The organism is Desulfarculaceae bacterium (genome assembly GCA_020444545.1).
Taxonomy (GTDB): domain Bacteria; phylum Desulfobacterota; class Desulfarculia; order Desulfarculales; family Desulfarculaceae; genus Desulfoferula.
Map to the genome: position 1 here is coordinate 503583 of JAHLKT010000003.1, position 22061 is coordinate 525643.

Genomic DNA, 22061 nt, shown 5'->3' on the forward strand with positions numbered 1-22061 from the left:
GCCCAAGGGCCCCAGGAGGAGAACCATGGCTAAGGACCTTGGCGACCGCCCCTGGTATGGCGATTGGCCCCAGGGCGTGCCCAAGATGATCGATTTCCCCAAGATTTCGCTCTCCGATCTTCTTAGGGACACCACCCGGCAACACCCCGACAACAAAGCCATCGTCTTCCTCGACTCGGTGATGACCTACCGGGAACTGGATGACGCGGTGGACCGCGTGGCCACCTCATTCGACAAGATGGGCCTCAAGAAGGGCGACGTTGTGGCCCTGATCCTGCCCAACTCCTTCCAGTTCGTCATCGCCTTTTACGCCGCGCAGCGTCTGGGCATGGCGGTCACCGCCATCAACCCCACCTACAAGGCGCTGGAGATCAAGCACCAGCTCAACGACTCCGGGGCCAAGGCCCTGGTGGTGTTGGACTCGGTGTACGCCGAGGCGGGGCGCATCCTGGACCAAACCGGGATCAAGTACGTCATTGGCACCAACGTGGTGGATTTGGTGAAGATGAGCGGGCTCAAGAAGTGGCTGGGCAAGAAGCTGGGCAAGATACCCACCGGCCAGCTACCGGCCAACGCGGTGCCCTTCAAGAGCCTCTTGGACGCCGCGCCCAACCCGCCCGCGGTGGAGGTGGACCCCGTCAACGACATCGCCGCCTTGCAGTACACCGGCGGCACCACCGGCACCCCCAAGGGAGCCATGCTCACCTCCTACAACCTGGTGAGCAACGCCATCAGCGGCAAGGACTGGATCGGCAAGGACCTGCCCACCGAGACCGGGTGGCTGGGCGTATTGCCCCTGTTCCATGTGTTCGCCATGACCTGCTGTATGAACATCGCGGTGGCCACCGGCGGCTTCATGCTGCTGTTCCCCAAGCCGCCCGACACCATGCTGGAGTGGGGCGCCGAGGTGCAGAAATGGGGCAAGGGCACCCAGCTCTGCATGGCGGGCGTGGCGGTGTTGTTCAACAAGATCAACAACACCGATGGCCTGGACAAGTACGACCTGAGCCCGCTGACCGTGTGCCTGTCCGGCGCGGGCCCCCTGCCGCGCGACGTGCAGCTCAAGTTCGAGGAAAAGACCGGGGCCCGGGTGGTGGAGGGCTACGGCCTGTCCGAGTCCAGCCCGGTGGTCACGGCCAACCCCATCGTGGACCCGCCGGGCAAGGAGCGGGTGATGGGCTCCATCGGCCTGCCCTTCCCCAGCACCGACTGCAAGATCATGGACATCGAGACCGGCGACACCCAGCTGGGCCTGGGCGAAGACCAGGTCGGCGAGCTGTGCGTCAAGGGCCCCCAGGTGATGAAGGGCTATTTGAACCGCCCGGAGGAGACCGCCCGCACCCTGCGCGACGGCTGGCTCTACACCGGCGACATCGCCTACATGAACGAGCGGGGCTGGATCTTCATCATGGACCGGGCCAAGGACCTGGTGAAGTTCAAGGGCTTCAGCGTGTTCCCCAAGGAGGTGGAGGACTACATGTTCAGCCACCCCGACATCCTCGAGGTGGCGGTGGTGGGCCTGCCCCATCCCAAGGTGGGCGAGATCCTCAAGGCCTTCGTGGTGCTCCAGCCCGAGAGCGTGGGCAAGGTGAGCGAAGAGGACATCATCGCCTGGTGCAAGGAGAACATGACCCACTACAAGGTCCCCTCCCTGGTGGAGTTCCGCGACGAGCTGCCCAAGACCATGGTGGGCAAGGTGCTCCGGCGGGTCCTCAAGGAAGAGGAAGCGGCCAAGGCCGGCTAGTGAATCGACGTCGACAAATCGGCCAATAAAATATAATAGGTTGCCAACTACTAACTGAAGAGGCCGCTCTCAAAATGAGAGCGGCCTTATTTTCCAAGTTGTCTATACACTAGTACTTTTTGAGCTTGTCTAACCCCGTACCAATCTGTAAGTCGTACAAAGGTTTATGAGGCGAAGGGTTAACAGAGTTCTGGAGTTGCGTTCCGATCGATGATGGGCTCAAAGGATCAGGTCTGAAAGGTTGAAGCTGCTGCCTTTCCATACGTAATTTATCAAAGAAAAAGTACTGGTTATTAAAGTCATCCCAACTCATGGTTTCCTCCTTTCCCCTAAATATTATTTTTTGCCCAGTATTTTTTTACGTCAAGCAGTTTTTAATTAATTTTGCGCTGTAACGTAAACGGCATAAATACTTTTATAATCACTAATTATATGAGATATATTTTAGCCATTCAAACATCACATCCTGAGTCAAAATAGAAAGAACTTAACATTGCTAGCATCCTTAAACAAAGTAAACTTATCTATTCACAGTGGCAAAGCTGGCTTAGGCCTTTACATACACCTGCCCTATTGCCCGTCCCGCTGCCCCTACTGCGACTTCAACGCCAAAGCGTATGACCACGGCGAGGCCCGCCGCCTTCTGGCGGGCCTCGCCGTTCATTTGGAGCGTCTGGCCCCCCTGGCCCAGGGACGAGCCCTGGACACGGTGTACTTCGGCGGGGGCACCCCGGCCATGCTGCCCGCCGCCGCCCTGGCCGGGCTCTTGCGGCAAGCCCGCGAACTCATCGGCCTGACGCCCCGGGCCGAGGTCTCCCTGGAGGCCAACCCCGGCGCCTTGAGCCGGGGCAAGCTGGCCGCCCTGCGCGCGGCGGGCTTCAACCGCCTCTCTCTGGGGGCCCAGAGCTTCGACCCCGAATTGCTCCGGGCCATGGGCCGGCGGCATACCCCGGAAGACACCCGCCGGGCCGTGGCCCACGCCCGCCAGGCCGGCTTCGGCGAGGTGAACCTGGATTTGATCTACGGCCTGCCCGGCCAGAGCGAGGCCCAAGCGGCCGCGGACATCGCCGCCGCCCTGGATCTGCGCCTGGAGCATCTCTCCCTGTACGAGCTGACCCTGGCCCCGGAGACGCCCTTTGGGCGGCAATATCGGCCCGGCCAAGCCCCCCTGCCCGGCGACCAGGCCCTGGCGGCCATGGAGGCCCACGCCCTGGCCGCGCTGGAGGACGCCGGGCTGACACGCTACGAGGTGAGCAACTTCGCCCGTCCCGGCTTCGAGTGCCGCCACAACCAAAGCACCTGGGCGGGCGGCGACTATCTGGCCCTGGGCCCGGGAGCCCACGGCCACCTGGCCGGGGTGCGCTGGGCCTGGCTGGCCGATGCGGGGGCCTATTGCGACGCCTTGGAGCAGGGCGAGGAGCCCTATGCCTTCCGCGAGGAGCTGAGCCGGGAGCAGCGGGCCCTGGAGCTGATCATGCTGGGGCTACGCACCGTGCGGGGCGTGGAGCTGGCCCCCCTGGCCGCCCTGTTGGGCGGCGACCCCCGCCGGGCCTACCCCGCCGCCCTGGCCGAGCTGCGCCAGCGCGGCTGGGCGGTGATCAAGCAGGGCCGCATCGTGCCCACCGCCCGGGGCCTGGCCATGGCCGACGCGGCCGCCGCCCTGTTCGCCTGAATCTCCCCGCAAAAAAAGCCCGGACGCCGCAGCGCCCGGGCCCGTGGAATATGTGGAGCGCCGGGGTCAGCGGCTCAGCTTGTACTTGCCCATGCCCATCTCGTCGCTGCCGTAGTCGCCTTCAATGGTGTTGCCCTTGACCAGGCCGGTGGTGCCGATGACCAAATCGCCGCATTGCAGGTTGCCGCTGAAACGGTCGCCGCCCACGCTGGCCGAGGTCACGGTGCAGTTGAGGGTGCCTTTTACGGTGTTGGTGAGCTGGAAGGTGCCGGTGACCACGTTGTGCTCACCTTGCTTAAGGTCGCCGGTCATGCCGCCGCCCTTGATCTTGCAAGGCTGGCTGGTGCAGGTCCAGGTGCCGCTCCAGTGGCCGCTGACGTCGGGTTCGGCCCACACCGGGGCCGCCGTGAGCAGCAAGGATAAAAGCAGGCCGAAGATGATCGAGGTTTTGCGGATCATTTTTTCCCTCTAAATTAAGCTTGTCTGGGATGTGGCCGAGGCGTCCGGCCTCAGCGGTACAGCTTAAAGGTGCCTATGCCCAGCGGGCCGCCGTCGTATTCGCCGGTGAAAAGGTTGCCGTCCAGCTTACCGGCCATGCCCACGGAGTAGGAACCGCAGGTCATGGTGCCCGCGAACTCGTAGTCGCTGGCCAATACGGCTTTCTTCAGGGTGCAGTTCAAGTTGCCCTTGGCCGTGTCGACCATGGTGTAGCTGCCGGTCACGTTGTGCTGGTCATCTTGTTGCAGCCTGGCGGACATGGCGCCGCTGCCCTTGGCGCAGGGCTGTTTGGTGCAGGTCCAATTGCCGGTCCAACTCCCGGTGAGGGTGTTGCTCTCGGCCAGGGCCGGGGCCGCGGCCAGGAGCAGGGACAGGGACAGCAACAAAGCGATGATCAAGGCGCGTTTAGGCATGGGGTTCATCCTCCCGCAATATTTGGCTGGGAAACACGGCCTCATTTGCCGGTCCGTTCAATCCGGTACATGCCGCTGCCCAGGCTGCCGCCGTCGAAAGTGCCCCTGAGAGCGCCGTTTTCCAGCAGGCCGTTGAGGCTCAAGCGGTATATACCGCATTGCAGGCCAATTATGGCGCGCTCCCCGATGATGCTGGAATGTTCCAGCACGCAGCCGGTGCCGCTCTCGGACAGGCCGGTCATGGTGGCGGCGCCGGTGAGGGTGCCGTCCTCTTTCTGTTTGAAGTCGGCGGTCATGGGGCCTTTTTTGCCCTTGCAGGGCAAGCTGTCGCAGCTCCAGGCGCCGGTCCAATGCCCGCTGATGTTGGGAAAGGCCAGGGCCGGGGCCGCGGCCAGCAGCAGGCCCAGAATCATTAGCAGGCCGGCGGTCAGTGCGCGTCTTGGCATATCAAACTCCCCTCTCTTCACGTTTGACCCAAAAATAGGGCAAGAATCGCCCGCCGGGCTCAGCGCCTGAGCTCAAAGGTGCCGCGCCCCAAGCCGTGGGCGATGTAGTGGCCGGAGATGCGGCTGCCGTTCACCGTGCCACTCATCCGGATGACTTCATCGCCGCAGGTCAGGAACCCGAAAAAGGTGTTGTCCGAGATGTCGCTGCCCTCGCGCAGGTTGCAGCTCATCAACCGGCCCGTTGCGTCGGGCAAGAGGTTGAAGCCGCCCCGCAGCTCGCTGCCCTTTTGCCGCACCGTACCGGTTATGCTCCCCTTCTTGCCTTTGCAGGGCTTGGTTTCGCAGGTCCAGGAGCCCATCCACTGGCCGCTGATGTCGGTTTCGGCCAGGGCCGGCGTGGCGGCCAGGGACAGGGCCAACAGCGCGGCGCACAGAAGCAGCACTCTTCGCACGGGAATCTCCACCTTTTGGAAAAATCGCCGAATATCACGTCATGAGAGGTTCGCGGCAGGGTGCCCAGGCTAGCATGAAAGGCCCACATCCGCCAAGCCTTTCTGGCCCCGAGGCGCGGGCTGGAGTCTAGGCCCTTCCCGCTAAAAAAGAACGGCCCGGACGGAGAGCCGTCCGGGCCGAAGAAGCCTTGGTCGCTTAGCCGGTGGGGCTACTTGTCCATGTCAAAGGTGCCCTTGCCCAAGGGACCGTCAAAGTTCCCGTGAACGTGGTTGCCGTTGACGTTGGAGTTGAAGTTGATGGTGCCCTCGCTGTTGCGGATGTTGCCGTTGAACTGGTTGCCGTTCAGGGTGGCGTCCACGTCGCCGGAGATGTCACCGATGGTGGTGTTCTTCAGGTGGAAGGTGCCGCCGTAATGGTTGCCACCCTTGGACTGGATGTTGCCGTCCATGCCGCCGCCGGGCTTGTCGCAGTCGGGCGGGGTGCACTTCCAATTGCCATGCCAATTGCCGACGATGTCGGGTCCATCGGCCATGGCCGCGGGGGCGGAAACCAGAAGCAGGGCAGCAGCCAGGGCCAGGACACCGAGAATCGCAAATCTACGCATTTAAATCCCTCTCTATAGCGCTTGGTGGGTTTGCCGATTCCTCCCATTGTGATCGGCGGTACAAGGCAGGTTAAATAAAAGGTAAGGCACATCTGGGGAAATGCAACCCCAAAGGGGCCCGCGGGAGGCCGAAACAAAGAGAGCCAGCCGCTAAGCTGACCCCCTATCTTGAAAAAAAGTGGCGGAGAGGGTGGGATTCGAACCCACGTGCCCCGGTTAAGGGACAACCCGATTTCGAGTCGGGCCCGTTACGACCGGACTTCGGTACCTCTCCGCGAGGCCGGATGATGGCCAAGGCCGAAGCTACCACAGGGCCCTGCGGCCCGCAACCCTAACGGCGGCTGGCGAAGAACTCCTTGAGCAGAGCGGCGGCCTCCCCGGCCAGAAGCCCGCCTTGCACCACGGGATGGTGGTTGAGCCCCGGGAGCGCGGCCAGGTCCATCAGCGAGCCGTAGGCCCCGGCCTTGGGGTCCGGGGCCCCGAATACCACCCGCCCCAACCGGGCCCACACCACGGCCCCGGCGCACATGGGGCAGGGCTCCAGGGTCACGTAGAGGGTGCAGCCGGTGAGGCGGTAATTACCCACCACCCGGGCGGCTGCGCGCAGGCAGAGCATCTCCGCGTGGGCGCTGGGGTCGCAGCGGGTGATGGGGGCGTTGCCCGCCTCGGCCAGCACCCGGCCCTCCTCGTCCACCAGCACCGCTCCCACCGGCACCTCGCCGGCCGCGCCGGCGGCGCGGGCCTGCTCCATGGCCCGGGCCATGAACCCGTGGTCCTGGGGGCTGAAAGGCTCGGCGCTCATCCTCAGGCCAGCTCTGCCGGGCGCACACCCGATGGGCGGGGATCGCCGTCCAGGGTGACCACGCCGCTCTCGGTGAGCCCCAGGCGGCCCTGGGCGATGAGCTGCACTGTCTTGGGGAAGACCACCCAGTCGCCCGCCTCCTTGAGCCGCTCCTGGTTAGCGTCGGCCACCTCGCGCAGACGCGCCGGATCGGCCCGTAGCTCGTCCAGGGGCGCGGGCAGCTCCACGGCGATGGGGTCGGAGACCATGAGCAGGGGGCCCGAATCCACCCCCAGATCGGTGAACAGGGTGGAGGAGCGCAGCTCACTCTGCCCGGCCAGGATGGCGTCCATGACCGCGTCGTCGCCCACAAAGGTGCGCGAGCCGTCGGCACCCACCAGGCTCAGGTCGGCCGGATGCACGTTCACCGCGCCGGTGAGGGTGAGGAAGCTCATGTAACCGCCCAGGGCGATGAGGTCCACCGAGAAGGCCTCGATAAGCTTGGCGGCCACCTGGTCGTACTCCTGGCGGGCGGCCAGGCCTTCGGCGGTCTTCACGCTGCGCTTGATGCCGCGCTTTTCGTGGAAGCGGCGGGTGTCGTAGGCGAAGTAGGGCAGATCGAAGCGGCGGGCTATTTCCTGGCCCCGGCACTTGTCGGTCGCGGTGTCGCTGAAGACGAAGGCCACTTCGAAGGCCGGGTCGGGGGTCTCCAGCAGTTTGATCACGTTGGTGCCCGAGCCGGACATGAAGGCGGCCACCTTGAGGCGGCGGCCCGCTGAGGCGGGGTCGAAGATGAGACCGGGGGTCATGGCTTGCCTCCCAGGCAAAAGGGTCATCCCTGTCTATAGGCCGGTAGGCGGGGCGGGGTCAAGGAGCGAAGGAAAACGCTCCGCCTGGGAGACGGCCAAGCCTCTAGAGGCGTCCCGGGCGATTGATGGCAAACACCGGGAGCGCCGGAGGGTTCCGAACGAGATAAAGCGGGGTCCTTGCCTGTTGGGCCGGGCCTCAGCTCCGCGCGGCGGTAATTTCAATCTCGGGCGGATTGAAAATGGTCTTTTTGACCGCGCAAAGGTCCATGGCCCTGGTGACGGCCTTTTCATATTTGGCGGGAAACCCCTCGGGCAGCTCCAGGGCGAGCTCCACCCGAACCAGCTTCATCTGGGGTTCCGTCTCAAAGTAATTGGTCTGCTTGATCTTCATGCCGTCGGTGGGTATCTGGCGGGCCCGGCAAAAGCTCAAGGCATAGACGCCGGCGCAGGTGCCCAGGGAAGCCAGGAACAGGGCAAAGGGCTCGGGAGCCGAGGCATCGCCGCCCTCTTCCTTGGATTGGTCGGTGCTTATCTGCATACCGTTGTAAGCGGCGTCCACCTTCAGGCCGCCGGGGAAAGAAATTTCAAGGCTTTGCTGCACTGATGCCTCCTGGTTGAGATATGTCAAAAAAATATACCAGCATCCCGCGAAGCCCGCAGCCGGCGCCCGGGGCCCGGCCTCCGCCGGGGAGGCCCGGCAAAATCCCGGCTTTCCTTGACAAGCCTCCGTTACGCCCACATAATTTTGATTCCTGGGAGGGCCGATGCCACTCGACGCCTTAGACAAGAAGATCATCGCCTATCTGCAAGCGGACCTGCCCTTGGAGCCGCGCCCCTTCGCGCCCCTGGCCCAAGAGCTGGGCCTGAGCGAGGCCGAGGTGGTGGCGCGCATCCAGGCCCTGGCCGACGGCAAATTCATGCGCCGCTTCGGGGCCACCCTAAGGCACCAGCGCTCCGGCTTTGCCAGCAACGTGATGGTGGCCTGGCGGGTGCCGCCGGAGCGGGCCAGCGAGGTGGGCCAGGCCCTGGCCGGCTTCCGCCAAGTGAGCCATTGCTATTGGCGCGAGCCCTGCGACGACTTTCCCTATAACCTGTTTTCCATGGTGCACGGCCGCGACGAGGACGAGTGCCGCGCGGTGGTGGCCGAGATGGCGGCCCTGGCCCAGGCCGACGAGTACGACTTGCTATTCTCCCTTGAGGAGCTTAAAAAGACTTCCATGCGCTATTTCGACCGAGAGGGTGAAATTCATGAAGGATGATAGATCCCGCGAGCTATGGGCGCGGGCGCAGAAAGTGATGCCCGGGGGGGTGAACAGTCCGGTGCGCGCCATGAACGCGGTGGGCCGCGAGCCGGTGTTCATACGCTCGGCCCGGGGCTGCTACGTCGAGGACGTGGACGGCAATCGCTATATCGACTACGTGGGCTCCTGGGGCCCCATGATCCTGGGCCACGCCAACGAGGACGTGGTGGCGGCGGTGAAAAAGGCCGCCGACCGGGGCACCAGCTTCGGCGCGCCCACCGAAGCCGAGGTCACCTTCGCGGAGATGCTGGCCCGCCTGATGCCCAACCTGGAGCAGGTGCGCTTGGTAAGTAGCGGCACCGAGGCCACCATGAGCGCCCTGCGCCTGGCCCGGGGCTACACCGGCCGCGACCTCATCGTGAAGTTCGACGGCTGCTACCACGGCCACAGCGACGGCCTGTTGGTGGCGGCCGGTTCGGGCCTGGCCACCCTGGGCATACCTTCCTGCCCCGGGGTGCCCGACGAGATCGCCGAGCTTTCGGTGAGCCTACCCTACAACGACCTGGCCGCGGTGGAGAAGCTGTTCCACGACAAGGGCGATCAGGTGGCCGCGGTGATCATCGAGCCGGTGGCCGGCAACATGGGCGTGGTGCCCCCTGCCCCGGGCTATCTGCAGGGACTCCGCGACATCTGCGACGAGTACAACACCTTGCTCATCTTCGACGAGGTGATCACCGGCTTCCGGGTGGCCCTGGGCGGCGCTCAGAGCATCTACGAGGTGACCCCGGACCTGACCACCCTGGGCAAGATCATCGGCGGCGGCCTGCCCCTGGGGGCTTACGGCGGCAAGGCCGAGATCATGAGCAAGGTATCCCCGGCCGGGCCGGTGTATCAGGCGGGCACCCTCTCGGGCAACCCCCTGGCCACGGCGGCCGGGCTCTGCGCCTTGGACCTGTTGGACGTGGCCGGGGTTTACGAGCGCCTGGACGAGCTCTCGGCGCGGCTGTTCGACGGCCTGGGCCAGATCTTCGCCGAGGCCAAGCTGCCCCACTTCGGCAACCGGGTGGGCTCCATGTTCAGCTACTTCTTCCAAAAAGGGCCGGTGAGCGACTGGGACAGCGCCTCCAAGAGCGACACCGAGGCCTTTGCCCGCTGGCACGCGGCCATGCTCAAAAGGGGCATCTACCTGGCCCCCAGCCAGTACGAGTGCGCCTTCGTGTCCCTGGCCCACGACAACGACGCCATCGACCAGACCTTGTCGGCGGCGGGAGAAGCGGTCAAGGAAGTCTAGGGGCGTTTAGCGAAAGCTAGATAAGAATTGCGAGGCGGGGCTGCGAGAGCGGCCCCGCTTTAGTTTGGCGGGTGCTGTTGGGTTTCGGGGCTGACGGCCCTCTAGCCAACCCACGCCAAAGCAAGAGCTACATTATGTAATTACCTACGCGGATTATTCGTCACGGGCCCCGCCAGAAACCTAAACCCCGCCCCGGTTGGGGGGAGAGCCTGGGCCCTGGGGCCCCGGCCCTTGTCATTGCACCGGCGAGGCCCCGGAATCGATCACCCCCATTTCCTTCATTAGCTGGGTTATCCCGGTATGGTAGGGGGCGCTTACGTTCCAAACGTGCACTTTGAAGTTTTTCTTAGTGGGCGCCTCGGTCGCGTACATGAAAGGTAGACGGGCTTTCAGGTCTTTCAAATTTAGCAGGAACATGCGGAACACTTCGTAGGTGACCTCGCTGGGGATTTTGTCCGTGGTCATAAGGAAGGTTTCGATGCCGAAGGTGTCCGTTTTACTTAACGGGTTGCGCAGGCCGGGATAGTCGCGCTTCCAGATGAAGTAGGGCACGTAGTAGGGGATTTCATTTTTCATGGCCGAGCTGAGGCGGAAGGGCACCACGCGGGCCTTACCATAATGAGCCAGGAACTTTTTCAGTATGACACTGGGGTGTCCGACCATGTAGAAGAAAGCGTCCAGCTTGCCGTCGTACATCAGGCGCATGGCCTGGTCAGGGCCCACGTACAGGGTTTGCCCCAAGTCGGAAGGCTTGAGCAGGCCCAGCGACAGAGCCTGCACCGCATTGACCAGGGTGCCCGAGTCCCGCTCCCCCAGGGCCACCCGTTTGCCCCTGAGGTCCTTGGCGGTTTTTATTCCCGAGGCCACCGTGGCCACGCAGGTCATCCCTTCGGTGTAGATATCGTAAATGGTGCGCAGGCTCTTTTGCGGGCCCGCCTTGGCCCAGGGGCCCTTGCCAGCCCAAGCCATTTGGGCCACGTCGGCTTGGGACAAGGCCAGTTGGAAGCGGCCCGAAAGCAGTCCCTTGATGTTGTCAACCGAACCTATCGAAGCCACCACTTTTATGCGAATACCGGTTTTGGCGCTTGATTGATTGACTATATTGGCAAACGTCTGGCCGAAGCGATGGTATGGGGAACCCGCACTGCCGGTCCCCATGACCAAGGTGGTGCCCGCCAGGGCCGGAGCTGCCCAGGCCGGCAAAAGAAACACCAAGGCCGTCAGGCACGCCGCCGCGGTGAGCACTCTCAGCTTCGGGAAAATCCAGGTTATACGGTAGTCAGCGCGTTTCATTTCAATTTGTCCCCCCCAGGGCTCCCGGTGCACGCTGCCACTCGCTTGAGCAGCAATTGGAGGCTCCAGCACCTGTTTGCCAAAGTGATTTGCCACTGAGAACAAAGCGGGAATAGCGATTGCTATGTTTTCGGACATAGTAGCCCAATTTCAATTCCCACGTCAAAGGTGCGTCTTTTCTCAACCGGCGCCTCCAAAAGCGACACCGAGGCCTTTGTCCGCTGGCATGCGGCCATGCTCAAAAGGGGCATCTACCTGGCCCCCAGCCAGTACGAGTGCGCCTTCGTGTCCCTGGCCCATGACGGCGGACGCCATCGACCAGACGCTGAGCGCGGCGGGAGAAGCGGTCAAGGAGGTCTAGGGGGCTAAGTCGGGAAGCTAGATAGAAATGCGAGGCGGGGCTGCCGATGGCGGCCCCGCTTTTGTTTGGCGGGCACTGTTGGGTTTCGGGGCTGACGGCCCCCTACCCAACCTACGCTATTTTCAGGAGTTTTCTAAGCCGCCACCTTGGGCCCCTCGGCCACGGCCACGTGGTTGCGGCCCAGGTTCTTGGCCTTGTACAGGGCTTGGTCCGCCTGGGTGTAGAGGGTTTCGGGGCCCGAGGAGCCGTCGGTCAGGGTGGCCACCCCGATGCTCACCGTGATCTTCACCGGGCCCTTGTCGGTGTTGAACACCGCCCGCTCCACCGCCGCCCGCACCCGCTCGGCGGCGGTCACCGCCGTTTCCGAGGATGTCTCGGGCAGCAGCAGGGCGAACTCCTCGCCGCCCACCCGGGCCAGGGTGTCCACCGACCTGAGCTGTTCCTTGCAGACCGCGGCCAGCTGGGCCAGCACCTGGTCGCCGGCGGCGTGCCCCTTGGAGTCGTTGACATCCTTGAACTTGTCAATGTCCAACAAGGCCAGGGAGAAGGAGGAAGCGTAGCGGTGGGCCCGCTGGCTCTCCGAGCCGGCCACCTCCCAGAAGCGGCGGCGGTTGGGCAGCTTGGTCAGCTCGTCGGTGGTGGCCAGAAACCTGAGGCGCTCCTGGCTTTGCCGAAGGGCGCGCTCGGCCTTCTTGCGCCGTTCGATCTCCTGCTGGGCCTGGGTCAGCTCGCGCTTCATGTCCGCGAACTGCTTGAGGATGGCCAGGATGGGCCTCTGGGTCATCTCGGTGTCGTAGCGCCGGTTCTGCCAGGCCAGGTAGGCCCAGAGCATGGGCGCGGCGAAGCAGGAGACTATGAGGCGGCTGAAGGCGGTGCCTTGCATGATGGCCGCATAGTCCGGCTGGCCGCCGAAGGCCCCGGTGGCGAAGAGCACCACGTCCAGCCACATGACCCCCAAGAGGGTGAAAAAGGCGCGGATGCCCAGGGGTATCCATTGCAGCCGGTTGTTCATGAACTCCCAGGCGATGGCCAGGAACAGCAGGTCAGCGAAGGTGGCCAGCACCGAGGCGGCGTTGACGCGCAGGCTGGGCGAGGGCACGTAGCCCAGGGCGGGCATGCCCGCCAGGTCGATCTGGAGGTTCAGCACCACCGCGATGACCGGCACCATGATGGACACGCCTATCACCGTGGAGATGGCGATGCGGGTGGCCCGCACCCCGTCGAAGACGTAGACCACGAACACGGCCAACAAGAGCGAGGTGTAGAACACGGTGGAGCCCACCATGAAATCCACCCCGGCCACCTTGACCACCACCCCGGCGTCGGTGATCCAGGACATGACCGCGGTCAGCCCGCCGATGAGAGCGTAGAAATGGGCCAGGCCCGCCCAATGGCGCAGGGCGTGCGCCCCCAGCACCAACAGATAGACCACCACCGCTTCCGCGACCAAGATGATTACTTCAAAGTTCAAACGGACCTCTCATAAAATATGCGCCACATGGCTCACTTGGCCAGATTAAGCCATCCGGGGCCAACCGGTCAAACCACTAGAAGATATCTTGGGCATTAAGCCGAGGCAAGCCCCGCTGGAGTGGGCCCGGCGCTGCAAAACTTTATTCCGAGGGCTCAGGTATAATTTGGTGTCAAGCAGATGCCGCCTACCAAAAGGAGAATCGCAGCCATGAAGAAACTGCTCACCTTGCTGGGGTGCCTGGCCCTCATGATCGCCCTGAGCACCCCGGCCCTGGCCGACGATCTGGGCCAGAAAATCGCCAACTGGTGCTGGGACGCCGACCCCGGCGACACCCTGGCGCTTACGGCCGCCGAATCCGCCACCTATGACCAGCAGACCTCCCGGGGCTACGACCCCTCCAACGGCACCAGGTTCGAGTTCGAAAACGGGGTTGGCGTCTGCACCACCACCTACACCTCCAACGCGGGCGACCAGCCCCTGGTCACCACGCAGTCGGTCCTCCACAAGACCGGCGACACCCTGGTCATGGGCAAGTCCTACGACAAATAGGCCCGCGCCCGGCGTATAGCGCCCAAAGCAAAGCCCCCGCCGAAACGGGGGCTTGCCTGTTGCGGACCGCGTGCCAGAGGGGCTAGGCGCGGGCGGTGACTTTCTTGCGGCGGCGGCGCCAGGCGGCCAGGCCGCCCAGGGACGAGACCACCAAGAGCAGGGTGCCCGGCTCCGGGGCCGCGGCCGAGCCGCCCCCGCTGATGCTGCCCGACATCTTGGCCCAGGTGGAGAGGTTCTTGGACTGGAGCACTGGGATGAACTCGTGGGAGGTCTTGTCCGAGTAGGACACGGTGAGCAAAAAGTCCACAGTGTCCGATCCCCTCAGGTCTTGCAGGATGGCCGAGCCGGTGGAGTCGTTGAAGGACAGGTCGCTGAGATAGCCCTTGAGGGTGATCTGGTAGTCCGAGTCGAAGCTGACCGAGGTCAGCACCAGGCTGCCGGCCATCTCGTAGGAGTCGGGGATGTGCTTCTTGTCCGGCCCCTGTTTGCGGAAGTAATCCGAGGTTATGTAGAAGTTGGGGTCGTTGACCCCCCTCTGGCTGCTGATGGCGTAGTCCAGGCCGGTGAAGCTGTCGCCCACCGACACGTCGCTGGTGCCGATGGCGTCGAATAGTTTGAAGTTGTACAGGCCCACGTAGTAGTCCATGAGCATGTCGCCGGTGCCCGCCGAGGTGCCGGTGACCCCGGCCTGGTAGGGATCGACCTTCCCCCTGCTCTGGACTTTGAAGTTGTTGTCGCCGCCAAAGGTGAACGACGAGGCGGAGGCCGCGGCGGGCCCCAAGAGGGCTATCGCGAGCAGAACCGCCAGGGCGATCCGGGCAACTCCGGCCAGGGCAAGCATGCATACACTCCAATCAGCCAAACGCCCTGAGGGGCGTATACCCTATTAATAATCATCTATTAACGTAAATTCAAGTTTTTTAAGTACCTAGCCGAGCGTTCCAGATTGCGCCCAATGGCACAAAAAAGAGTTGACTTGAAAATGTCAGCATGATAGCAAATCGTGACCGCCAAAACCGGCTGGGCGGGGCGAGGTGCGCCCCAGGCCGGATTGGCGCAAACCCCTATTTGGGCGGCACAACTAACGCTACGAGCGCCCCGGGGGCGCAAGGCGGGAGACCGGTTTGGGCCGGTTTATCAGCGAGAGCACCCGCGAGTATCTGATGATCCTGGCCCGGGCCAGCTCCATGGGCATCTCCATGGTGTTGGCCACGGTGATGGGCCTGGGCGCGGGCTGGCTGGTGGACAAATACTTCGGCACCCAGCCCTGGGGCTTTTTCATAGGCCTGTTGATGGGCATCGTGGCCGGCTTCCGCAACGTCTACATTTTGTACAAACGGTCGGAACGCGCCCAGGAGCGCATCGACCAGAAGGAAAAGGCGCAGAAGAAATAGTGGCGCATCAACCCCTGACCATGGCTACACCCGAAGCGGACCTCATGAAGGGTCTGTGGTGGGCCAATCTGGTCACCTTCGGGGTGCTCAGCGCCGGCGCTTTCCTTTTGGCCAGCTGGCACAGCGCGCTCAGCGTGGTGGTGGGCGGGGTCATCGCCCTGATCAACTACCGCCTGTTGCAGCGCACCGTGTGCCGCGCCCTGTTGCCCAAGGAAAAAGAGGGCGTGCTCCGGAAAGTTTTGGCCAAGTATTACCTACGGTTTATCGCCACCGCGGTGCTCCTGTTCTTCCTGGTGCGCCAGGGAGTGGTGGAGCCGCTGGGGCTCTTAGTGGGCCTGTCGGTTGTGGTGGTTACGATCTTCGCCTGGGGAGTCCGCCAGGCGCTTAGGCTTCGCAAGGAGGCGTTGTAAAACATGGAACATCCACTGACGCTGCTGGGATTGTTGTTCGACCAGATGGGCCCCGGCCTCGCGGGCTGGTACCACCACAACCCCCACGTGGTCTACTCCTGGCTGATCATCCTGTTCCTGCTGGTGGCGGCCAAGCTGGCGGTGGGCGCGGTGAAGATGATCCCCTCCGGCGGGCAGAACTTCTTCGAGGTGCTTATCGGCGGCTTCGAGGACTTCTCCGTGGACGTCATGGGCGAGCACGGCCGTCCCTTCTATCCGCTCATCGCCACCCTGTTCATCTACATCCTGTGCATGAACTGGATCGGCCTGATCCCGGGCATGATGTCGCCCACCAGCAACATCAACACCCCGCTGTCCATGGCCCTGGTGGTGTTCGTGCTCTACAACTTCGTGGGCATCAAGAGCCACGGCTTCAAGTACATCAAGCACTTCATGGGCCCCATCTGGTGGTTGGCCCCCCTGATGCTGCCCATCGAGCTGATCGGGCACTTCAGCCGCATCCTGAGCCTGACCTTCCGTCTGTTCGGCAACGTGCTGGGCGAGGACCTGGTGCTGGCCATCCTGTTCGTCCTGGCGGGCATGTTCTTCGCGCCCCTGCCCATGATGTTCCTGGCCATCTTCACCAGCTTCGTGCAGGCGTTCATCTTCAGCCTGCTGACCATGCTCTACATCGCCGGCTCGCTGGAAGAGGCTCACTAGAAAAAGCGTTTAGCTTCCAAATAGGGAAGAAGGCACCCATATAAGGAAGAAGGCATAAACCGTCAATTGAGGAGCGAGAAATGAAGAAGTTCTCTCTGATCGCGGGTCTGACCGGCCTGTTCACCTTGGGTCTGGCCGCCGTGGCCATGGCCGCCGACGCCGGCGCCATGGCGGAGGCCGCCAAGCTGTTCGCCGCCACCGTGACCGCCGCCGGCTTCGGCATCGGCATCGCGGCTTTCGGCACCGGTATCGGCCAGGGCATCGCCATCAAGGGCGCCGTGGAAGGCACCGCGCGCAACCCCGAGGCCAGCGGCAAGATCACCGTGACCATGCTGATCGGTCTGGCCATGGTTGAGTCCCTTTGTATTTACGCCTTGGTTATCAGCCTGATTCTGCTCTACGCCTACCCCATGGCCGCTCCCGTGGCCAAGTTCCTGGGTATGTCCTAGAGAACACTGGGGCCGGGCTCCCCCGCGGGGCCCGGCCCTTTTTTTAGGGTCCGCCATGTGCCTCTAAGCACAAAAAGATTGGCGCGTTGTAATGAAGTTCCTGAAGATTCCGGCAGCCACCATCACCCGCCTGTCGCTCTACACCAGGGCCCTGGAAGGCCTGGTCAAGGAGCAGGTGACCGTGGTGTCATCCAAGCGGCTGGCCGAGCTCTGCGGGGTGAACCCGGCCCAGATCCGCAAGGACCTGGCCTACTTCGGCCAGTTCGGCGTGCGCGGAGTCGGCTACTACGTCAAAGAGCTTCTGTTCGACATCAAGAAGATCCTGGGCCTGAACAAGGAGTGGAACCTAGCCATCGTCGGGGTGGGCAACCTGGGTTGCGCCCTGGTGGCTCACGAGAACTTCTCCAAGCAGGGCTACCGCTTCGTCGCCGCCTTTGACGCGGACCCCATGAAGATCGGCCGCAAGCTGGTCACCGGCCTGGTGATCCATCCGCCCAACGAGATGGCCAGCATCTGCAAGGAAAAGCAGGTGGAGATGGGGGTCATCGCCGCGCCGCCCAACTTCGCCCAGGAGATCGCCAACCGCTTCATCGACGTGGGGGTCAAGGGCATCCTGAACTTCGCGCCCACCCAGATCCACGCGCCCGAGGGCGTCAAGGTGGAGAACGTGGACTTCACCGTGAAGCTGGACAACCTGGCGTATTACCTGACGACGGGGTAGGAAAACCTGGATTAATCCCTAATTTTATCTGCCATTTTAGTGATTCTCACTAAGTGGTGTACAAAATAAATAATTTCTAATGCAGTCTCCGGATCATCATCGATTGCATCCTCGTGCGCACGCGGGTTGCGTATTCCGGTAATGCAGCCACAGAAAATGTCCATGTAACCGCGTTGTGCATCATCGCCTGACTTGCCATCCAAATTACTTAATTTTAAAACAGGATTTTTCGCACTAAACACATTTTGCATTAGCTGTGCGCCGTCAAGCTTTCTGCCAGTTTTCTTTCTTACATAACTATTTAGATATTTAAAGCTAGATTCGACAGCTTGCGTGTAGTGTTTATTCCTATACAGAGAGATGGTAGCCCTTCTAAGACCTTTGTCTTTGATTAATCCATCAAATAACTGGTCCCAGTCAGACTCAACACTCCTAGCGCCTCCCGATAGACCTAAAGAGTCGACCTCCTTCTTAAGAGCCCCTGCCAATTTTAATATGGAATTTTCGCTATTCATAATTTACTGTTTATACAAGTGCTTGGCCATACTGGCAAATATTTGATTTATTTGTTCTGATGTTGTCTCTGGCGAAATATGGATTTGTATGTCGATATGTATATGAGGCATCCCACCATTGGACCTACCAATAACGCCCCCTAGGGATTGTTCGCCACCACCAGGATCGCTTTTTTGTTTTTCTTCTTGGCTTTGGTTGCCTGTGACTGATTCCTCCTGCTCCCGAACTCGGGTGTTGTTTTCGTTCCAGACCAACTGATCTCCTACTTGTGCCAACAATCCTGACATTTTAAGTATTTCAATTAGGCATATTACACCTGTATTTCTTTCCGGATTTGAACTTTTCTCTAGAATAGAAAAGATTCGGCGTTTTAGTTCATCCTCGGAAATTTCCCCCCGAACCCGTATCATGTCTAGGACAGCTTGGGCGTCTTCGGACTCTAACAACGCTGTGCGCCACCCTTCAGCAACATCTTCGTCAAGGTTGTTTACAATAGCAGAAGAAAGGGAAGAGCCAAGCTCTGTTATACACTTAACTCTGCCGCCAGAAATCAACCCTAGGTTTGCCAAAAAACCATGGCTTTTAGATAATATATTACGACTTATATCAGTCTTTTTAACAATATCTTCTAGCGACCCCCCCCTGGGGCCCAACAACTGGTAGCCTCTTAATATTTGGGTTAAAGTTTTATACGACACTACAGGGATAGTCATTTTCTTTGATTCTGCCACGCTATACTCCCCCTCTGGAGTGATCCACAACCTCGCTAAACAACAAAACCCGGCCCTCTCCTCACGGAGATAGGCCGGGCAAATCATGACCCGTTGCAAAATCTCAGCGCTGCTATAGCGCCGACCTCGCAATAAGTTGCACCAGGGACAAAACCCCTGTCAAGAAGGTTTTTTTTTCTTCCCCCTCCTCTCATTCACCCACTTGTCAAACGGCACCACCTTCATGCGGTGGTTGGAGTCCTTTATCACCTGCTCCACCAGGCGCAGCGCGGCCTTGAGGTTGCCCGTGTCTCCTCCGCCCCACCAGCCGCCGGGCTCGCGCGGGGCCGGGCGGCTTAGCCAGGCCCAGACCGCCAGGGCCAACGCCGCGCCCAGGACCACCCCTCCCGCCACGGCCCAGGGCCACCAGGCCGCGCCGCCCGCCAGCACCGGCCCCCCGGCCAACAGCGGCCCGGCTTCCGGGGCTTGGGCTGCCTGGCGCACCAGGCAGCCGGGCAAGAGCCAGGCGCTCAACAAGCTCAGGCAAGTTGTCGCAACAAGATGAAACCGCACACGTCCCCCCTGCCCCGGCGGGGCAGGAGCGATGCAATGCAAGGATGCCGCCGGTTATGCGCTGATTACACGGATGTCTCGTACATCCTTAAAATACGCACCCTTGCGCCACAAGGGCAGCGGGTGGGGCGAGGCGAGGCGGAAAGGGCTTACGGTATGCGGGGCGGGCTTATCGGCAAAAAACGGCCGCCCGGCATGGGAGCCGGGCGGCCGGGGATAGCGTTTCGGTTGGCTTACTTGGCCAGGCGGCCGGCCACCAGCTCGGTGATGTCCATGACCTTGACCTTGCCCAGCTTCTCCTTGCGGGCCCGGGCCGCGCCCTGGTTCAGGGAGTTCTTGCAGCTGGGGCAGGCGCTCACCACGGTGTCGGCGCCCACGTCGATGGCCTGCTTGATGCGGGCCAGGGCGATGTCCTGGTTCAGGTCGTTGGCGAATGCCTTGACCCCGCCGCCGCCGCCGCAACACTTGGCCAGCTGGCGGTTGAGGGGGAACTCGATCAGCTCCACCCCGGGCAGGGCCTTGATCACCTCGCGGGGCTCCTCGTAGACCCCCAAATGGCGGCCCAGGTCGCAGGGGTCGTGATAGGCCACCTTGAGCGGCTTGGCGTCGTCCTTGAAGCTCAGCTTGCCGCCCTCCACCAGCTCCTTGAGCAGGAACACCACGTGGTTGGGCTTGTAGCCGTCGCCGTGGTCATACTTGGGGTAGAGGTCCTCGAAGGTCTTGTAGCAACCCGCGCAGGTGGTCAGGAGCTGGCTGATGCCCTTGTCCTTGAAGATGGCCGCGTTCTTAGAGGCCACCGCGTTGAAGGTCTGCATGTCGCCCACCAGGTAGGCCAGGTAGCCGCAGCAGTTCTCCTGCTCGCCCAGGGTGGTGTAGTCGATGCCCGCCGCGTCCAGGATCTTCATCACCGCGGGGATGATCTTCACGTCCTGGTAGGAGGCCACGCAGCCCAGGTGCAGCAGGGTGTCGGCCTTGTCCTTGGGCTCATAGCTCACGGGATAGGAGTCGGTGCGGGTCTCGCGGGGCTGGGCAAAGGGGTTGCCCGCCTCGATCATGTCCACCATGAGCTTCTTGAAGATCTCGGGCAGATAGCCCTGCTCCACCAGGCGCTGGCGGGCGGCCTGCACCACCACCGAGAGGTCCACCTGGGCCGGGCAGGTGTACTTGCAGTTCATGCACAACATGCACTGGTACAGGCGCTCGGCGATGTCGGCCGAGCCCTGCATGGCTCCGGTGAGGAGCGCGAAGGCCAGGGTGATGCGGCCTTTGGCGTTCATGGCCTCCAGGTCGGTCTGGGCGTAGGTGGGGCAGCCCAGGCGGCAGAAGCCGCACTGGATGCAGGCCACGATCTCGTTGTCCGCCGCGCCCAGGCTGGCCACGTCGGGGTGTTCCAGGCGCAGGGGGTCGAAGCCGCAGTGCTGGTAGATGTCCTCGATGGAGTCCTTGAGCCCCAGCTTGCCGGGGTTCAATATGCTCTTGGGGTCCAGGGCGCCCTTGAGGGTTTGCATGACCTCCTTGCCCACCGCGCCCAGCTCGGTCTCGATAATGGGGCTCTTGGCCATGCCCAGGCCGTGCTCGGCGCTCATGGTGCCTTCCATCCGGGCGGTCAGCTCCACGAACTCCAGGGCGATCTTCTTCACCGCGTCCCACTGATCGGCCTGCTTCACGTCCATGATGAAGGTGGCGTGCAGGTTGCCGTCGCCGATGTGCCCGAAGGTGGCGATGGGGAAGCCGTGCTTCTCGCCGATGGCCTGGATTTCCTTAATGGTCTCGGGGATCTTGGTCATGGGCACCCCGAAGTCCTCCATCAGGGGCACCAGGCGGTAGCCGGGCTTGAGGCGGCTCATGGCCGGGACCAGGCGGTGGCGCGCCTCCCACAGGGGGGCCTTCTCCAGGTCGTCGTCGGTCCACTTGGCGTTGATCAGGCTGTGGCCGCCGCAGATGGCGTTCACCTGCTTGACGTAGTCCTCCACCGCCGCCTTGTGGCCGTCCAGCTCCAGCATGATCATGCAGCCCACGCCGTCATCCACCTTCAGGTCGATGGCCTTCTGCAAGACCTGGAGCGACACGTCGTCCAGAATCTCGCAGGTGGCGATGGGCACGCCGGTGGTGAGCATCTCGGTGACCGCCGCCCCGGCGCTGGTGATGTCCGGGAACTCCAGGCGGGCGCTGATGGCGTAGGCCGGGGCGGGCAGGATCTTAAGCGTGGCCTCGGTGATCACCCCCAGGGTGCCCTCGCTGGCGCAGAAGAGCTGGGTCAGGTTGTAGCCGCTGGAGGTCTTGGGCGCCTTGGAGCCGGTTTTGAGTACGCGGCCGTCGGCCAGCACCACGGTCAGGCCCATGACATAGTCCTTGGTGGTGCCGTATTTGACCGCGCGGATGCCCGAGGCGTTGGTGTTGATCATGCCGCCGATGGTGGCGATGCCCGCGCTGCCCGGGTCGGGCGGGAAGAAGAAGCCCTTGGCCGCCACCGCCGCGTTGAGCGCGCCGCAGACCACCCCGGCCTGCACCCGGGCGTAGTGGTCGGGCAGGTTGATCTCCAACACCTGGTTCATGCGGATGAGGTTGAGCACCACCCCGCCGTGGGGGGCCAGGGCCGCGCCGGTAACGCTGGTGCCGCCGCCCCGGGCGATCACCGGCACCCCGGCCTCGTGGCAGGCGGCCAGGATCTGGCTGACCTCATCGGTGCTCTCGGCGAAGACCATGGCGTCGGGCAGGCCGATGTGCACCGACATGTCCCGGGCGTAGGCCAGGCAGTCGGCCTGGTTGGTGACTAGGTTCTCCTCGCCCACGATCTGGGCAAGCTTTGCGCTGATTTCCATGATGCTCCCTCCCGGCCCGTTCTGGCGGGCTCCCTCAAACAAGCGGGGAGAGCGCGAGCGCCCTCCCCTCATTCACCCCTCTACCGCCGGCTAAAGACACGGGGCCAGGGGCCCCGCCCTCCCACTTCAGCCGACCGG

General features: G+C 62.7%; 26 protein-coding genes and 1 tRNA gene. 10 read left to right on the plus strand and 17 right to left on the minus strand.

Going from position 1 to position 22061, the window contains the following annotated elements:
- Nucleotides 1-25 precede the first annotated feature (25 nt).
- Nucleotides 26-1744, plus strand: a complete 1719-nt coding sequence (locus KQH53_10760) for a long-chain fatty acid--CoA ligase (GenBank protein ID MCB2227146.1) — start codon at nucleotides 26-28, stop codon at nucleotides 1742-1744.
- Between the two features lie 109 nt (nucleotides 1745-1853).
- Here KQH53_10760 and KQH53_10765 read toward each other — a convergent pair whose 3' ends face one another.
- Nucleotides 1854-2057, minus strand: a complete 204-nt coding sequence (locus KQH53_10765; GenBank protein MCB2227147.1) for a hypothetical protein — start codon at nucleotides 2055-2057, stop codon at nucleotides 1854-1856.
- Nucleotides 2058-2237: 180 nt separating this feature from the next.
- On the opposite strand from KQH53_10765, the gene hemW reads away from it, so the two are divergent.
- The gene (hemW, locus tag KQH53_10770) at nucleotides 2238-3416 is read left to right on the plus strand and encodes a radical SAM family heme chaperone HemW (protein ID MCB2227148.1); all 1179 of its coding nucleotides are present in this window, start codon (nucleotides 2238-2240) and stop codon (nucleotides 3414-3416) included.
- 66 nt (nucleotides 3417-3482) lie between these two features.
- Here the strand turns inward: hemW and KQH53_10775 are convergent, their stop codons facing one another.
- From KQH53_10775 to KQH53_10815, 9 genes are all read right to left on the minus strand, one after another.
- Nucleotides 3483-3875, minus strand: coding sequence for a hypothetical protein (locus KQH53_10775; GenBank protein ID MCB2227149.1), 393 nt, complete (start codon nucleotides 3873-3875; stop codon nucleotides 3483-3485).
- A 50-nt stretch (nucleotides 3876-3925) separates the two neighbouring features.
- Nucleotides 3926-4327, minus strand: coding sequence for a hypothetical protein (locus KQH53_10780; GenBank protein MCB2227150.1), 402 nt, complete (start codon nucleotides 4325-4327; stop codon nucleotides 3926-3928).
- A 41-nt stretch (nucleotides 4328-4368) separates the two neighbouring features.
- On the minus strand, nucleotides 4369-4773 hold the full coding sequence (locus KQH53_10785; protein ID MCB2227151.1) for a hypothetical protein: 405 nt from the start codon (nucleotides 4771-4773) through the stop codon (nucleotides 4369-4371).
- A 59-nt stretch (nucleotides 4774-4832) separates the two neighbouring features.
- Entirely contained in the window at nucleotides 4833-5225 is a 393-nt protein-coding gene (locus KQH53_10790) for a hypothetical protein (GenBank protein MCB2227152.1), read from the minus strand.
- Between the two features lie 209 nt (nucleotides 5226-5434).
- Nucleotides 5435-5830 carry a hypothetical protein gene (locus KQH53_10795; GenBank protein MCB2227153.1) on the minus strand — a complete coding sequence of 132 codons (396 nt, stop codon included), beginning with the start codon at nucleotides 5828-5830 and terminating at the stop codon, nucleotides 5435-5437.
- 179 nt (nucleotides 5831-6009) lie between these two features.
- Nucleotides 6010-6104 (minus strand) — tRNA-Ser (locus tag KQH53_10800).
- A gap of 57 nt (nucleotides 6105-6161) precedes the next feature.
- The gene (gene tadA / locus KQH53_10805) at nucleotides 6162-6632 is read right to left on the minus strand and encodes a tRNA adenosine(34) deaminase TadA (GenBank protein MCB2227154.1); all 471 of its coding nucleotides are present in this window, start codon (nucleotides 6630-6632) and stop codon (nucleotides 6162-6164) included.
- A gap of 2 nt (nucleotides 6633-6634) precedes the next feature.
- Nucleotides 6635-7420: a formyl transferase gene (locus KQH53_10810; protein MCB2227155.1), complete on the minus strand. Its 786-nt coding sequence runs from the start codon at nucleotides 7418-7420 to the stop codon at nucleotides 6635-6637.
- A 196-nt stretch (nucleotides 7421-7616) separates the two neighbouring features.
- Nucleotides 7617-7958, minus strand: coding sequence for an OsmC family protein (locus tag KQH53_10815; protein MCB2227156.1), 342 nt, complete (start codon nucleotides 7956-7958; stop codon nucleotides 7617-7619).
- A 226-nt stretch (nucleotides 7959-8184) separates the two neighbouring features.
- Between KQH53_10815 and KQH53_10820 the strand changes: the two genes are divergently transcribed.
- Together KQH53_10820 and hemL are read left to right on the plus strand one after the other, a co-directional pair.
- Nucleotides 8185-8679, plus strand: coding sequence for an AsnC family transcriptional regulator (locus KQH53_10820; protein MCB2227157.1), 495 nt, complete (start codon nucleotides 8185-8187; stop codon nucleotides 8677-8679).
- On the plus strand, nucleotides 8669-9952 hold the full coding sequence (gene hemL, locus KQH53_10825) for a glutamate-1-semialdehyde 2,1-aminomutase (protein MCB2227158.1): 1284 nt from the start codon (nucleotides 8669-8671) through the stop codon (nucleotides 9950-9952). Before KQH53_10820 ends, hemL begins: the two co-directional genes overlap by 11 nt.
- Nucleotides 9953-10186: 234 nt before the next feature.
- Here the strand turns inward: hemL and KQH53_10830 are convergent, their stop codons facing one another.
- Both KQH53_10830 and KQH53_10835 read right to left on the minus strand, forming a co-directional pair.
- Entirely contained in the window at nucleotides 10187-11383 is a 1197-nt protein-coding gene (locus KQH53_10830) for a TAXI family TRAP transporter solute-binding subunit (GenBank protein ID MCB2227159.1), read from the minus strand.
- 356 nt (nucleotides 11384-11739) lie between these two features.
- Nucleotides 11740-13077, minus strand: a complete 1338-nt coding sequence (locus tag KQH53_10835; GenBank protein ID MCB2227160.1) for a GGDEF domain-containing protein — start codon at nucleotides 13075-13077, stop codon at nucleotides 11740-11742.
- A gap of 210 nt (nucleotides 13078-13287) precedes the next feature.
- Here KQH53_10835 and KQH53_10840 point away from each other — a divergent pair, with 210 nt between their 5' ends.
- Nucleotides 13288-13629: a hypothetical protein gene (locus KQH53_10840; GenBank protein ID MCB2227161.1), complete on the plus strand. Its 342-nt coding sequence runs from the start codon at nucleotides 13288-13290 to the stop codon at nucleotides 13627-13629.
- Nucleotides 13630-13711: 82 nt separating this feature from the next.
- On the opposite strand, the gene KQH53_10845 is transcribed toward KQH53_10840, so the two are convergent.
- A complete protein-coding gene (locus KQH53_10845) occupies nucleotides 13712-14470 on the minus strand; it encodes a PEP-CTERM sorting domain-containing protein (GenBank protein ID MCB2227162.1) in 759 nt (252 codons plus the stop codon).
- 283 nt (nucleotides 14471-14753) lie between these two features.
- Between KQH53_10845 and KQH53_10850 the strand changes: the two genes are divergently transcribed.
- From KQH53_10850 to KQH53_10870, 5 genes are all read left to right on the plus strand, one after another.
- A complete protein-coding gene (locus KQH53_10850; protein ID MCB2227163.1) occupies nucleotides 14754-15023 on the plus strand; it encodes an AtpZ/AtpI family protein in 270 nt (89 codons plus the stop codon).
- Nucleotides 15023-15433 (plus strand): ATP synthase subunit I, encoded by a 411-nt coding sequence (locus KQH53_10855; protein ID MCB2227164.1) that lies wholly within the window; start codon nucleotides 15023-15025, stop codon nucleotides 15431-15433. Before KQH53_10850 ends, KQH53_10855 begins: the two co-directional genes overlap by 1 nt.
- A gap of 3 nt (nucleotides 15434-15436) precedes the next feature.
- Nucleotides 15437-16132 carry a F0F1 ATP synthase subunit A gene (gene atpB, locus KQH53_10860; GenBank protein ID MCB2227165.1) on the plus strand — a complete coding sequence of 232 codons (696 nt, stop codon included), beginning with the start codon at nucleotides 15437-15439 and terminating at the stop codon, nucleotides 16130-16132.
- 80 nt (nucleotides 16133-16212) lie between these two features.
- Nucleotides 16213-16581: an ATP synthase F0 subunit C gene (atpE, locus tag KQH53_10865; GenBank protein ID MCB2227166.1), complete on the plus strand. Its 369-nt coding sequence runs from the start codon at nucleotides 16213-16215 to the stop codon at nucleotides 16579-16581.
- Nucleotides 16582-16672: 91 nt separating this feature from the next.
- Entirely contained in the window at nucleotides 16673-17302 is a 630-nt protein-coding gene (locus KQH53_10870; protein MCB2227167.1) for a redox-sensing transcriptional repressor Rex, read from the plus strand.
- An 11-nt stretch (nucleotides 17303-17313) separates the two neighbouring features.
- Here the strand turns inward: KQH53_10870 and KQH53_10875 are convergent, their stop codons facing one another.
- The 4 genes from KQH53_10875 to KQH53_10890 form a co-directional block, all read right to left on the minus strand.
- Nucleotides 17314-17817 carry a TIGR02391 family protein gene (locus tag KQH53_10875; GenBank protein ID MCB2227168.1) on the minus strand — a complete coding sequence of 168 codons (504 nt, stop codon included), beginning with the start codon at nucleotides 17815-17817 and terminating at the stop codon, nucleotides 17314-17316.
- Between the two features lie 3 nt (nucleotides 17818-17820).
- The gene (locus KQH53_10880; GenBank protein ID MCB2227169.1) at nucleotides 17821-18549 is read right to left on the minus strand and encodes a hypothetical protein; all 729 of its coding nucleotides are present in this window, start codon (nucleotides 18547-18549) and stop codon (nucleotides 17821-17823) included.
- 159 nt (nucleotides 18550-18708) lie between these two features.
- A complete protein-coding gene (locus KQH53_10885) occupies nucleotides 18709-19101 on the minus strand; it encodes a hypothetical protein (protein MCB2227170.1) in 393 nt (130 codons plus the stop codon).
- A gap of 233 nt (nucleotides 19102-19334) precedes the next feature.
- Complete coding sequence (locus KQH53_10890; GenBank protein ID MCB2227171.1) at nucleotides 19335-21923, minus strand: FAD-binding protein; 2589 nt, start codon at nucleotides 21921-21923, stop codon at nucleotides 19335-19337.
- Between the last annotated feature and the right edge of the window lie 138 nt (nucleotides 21924-22061).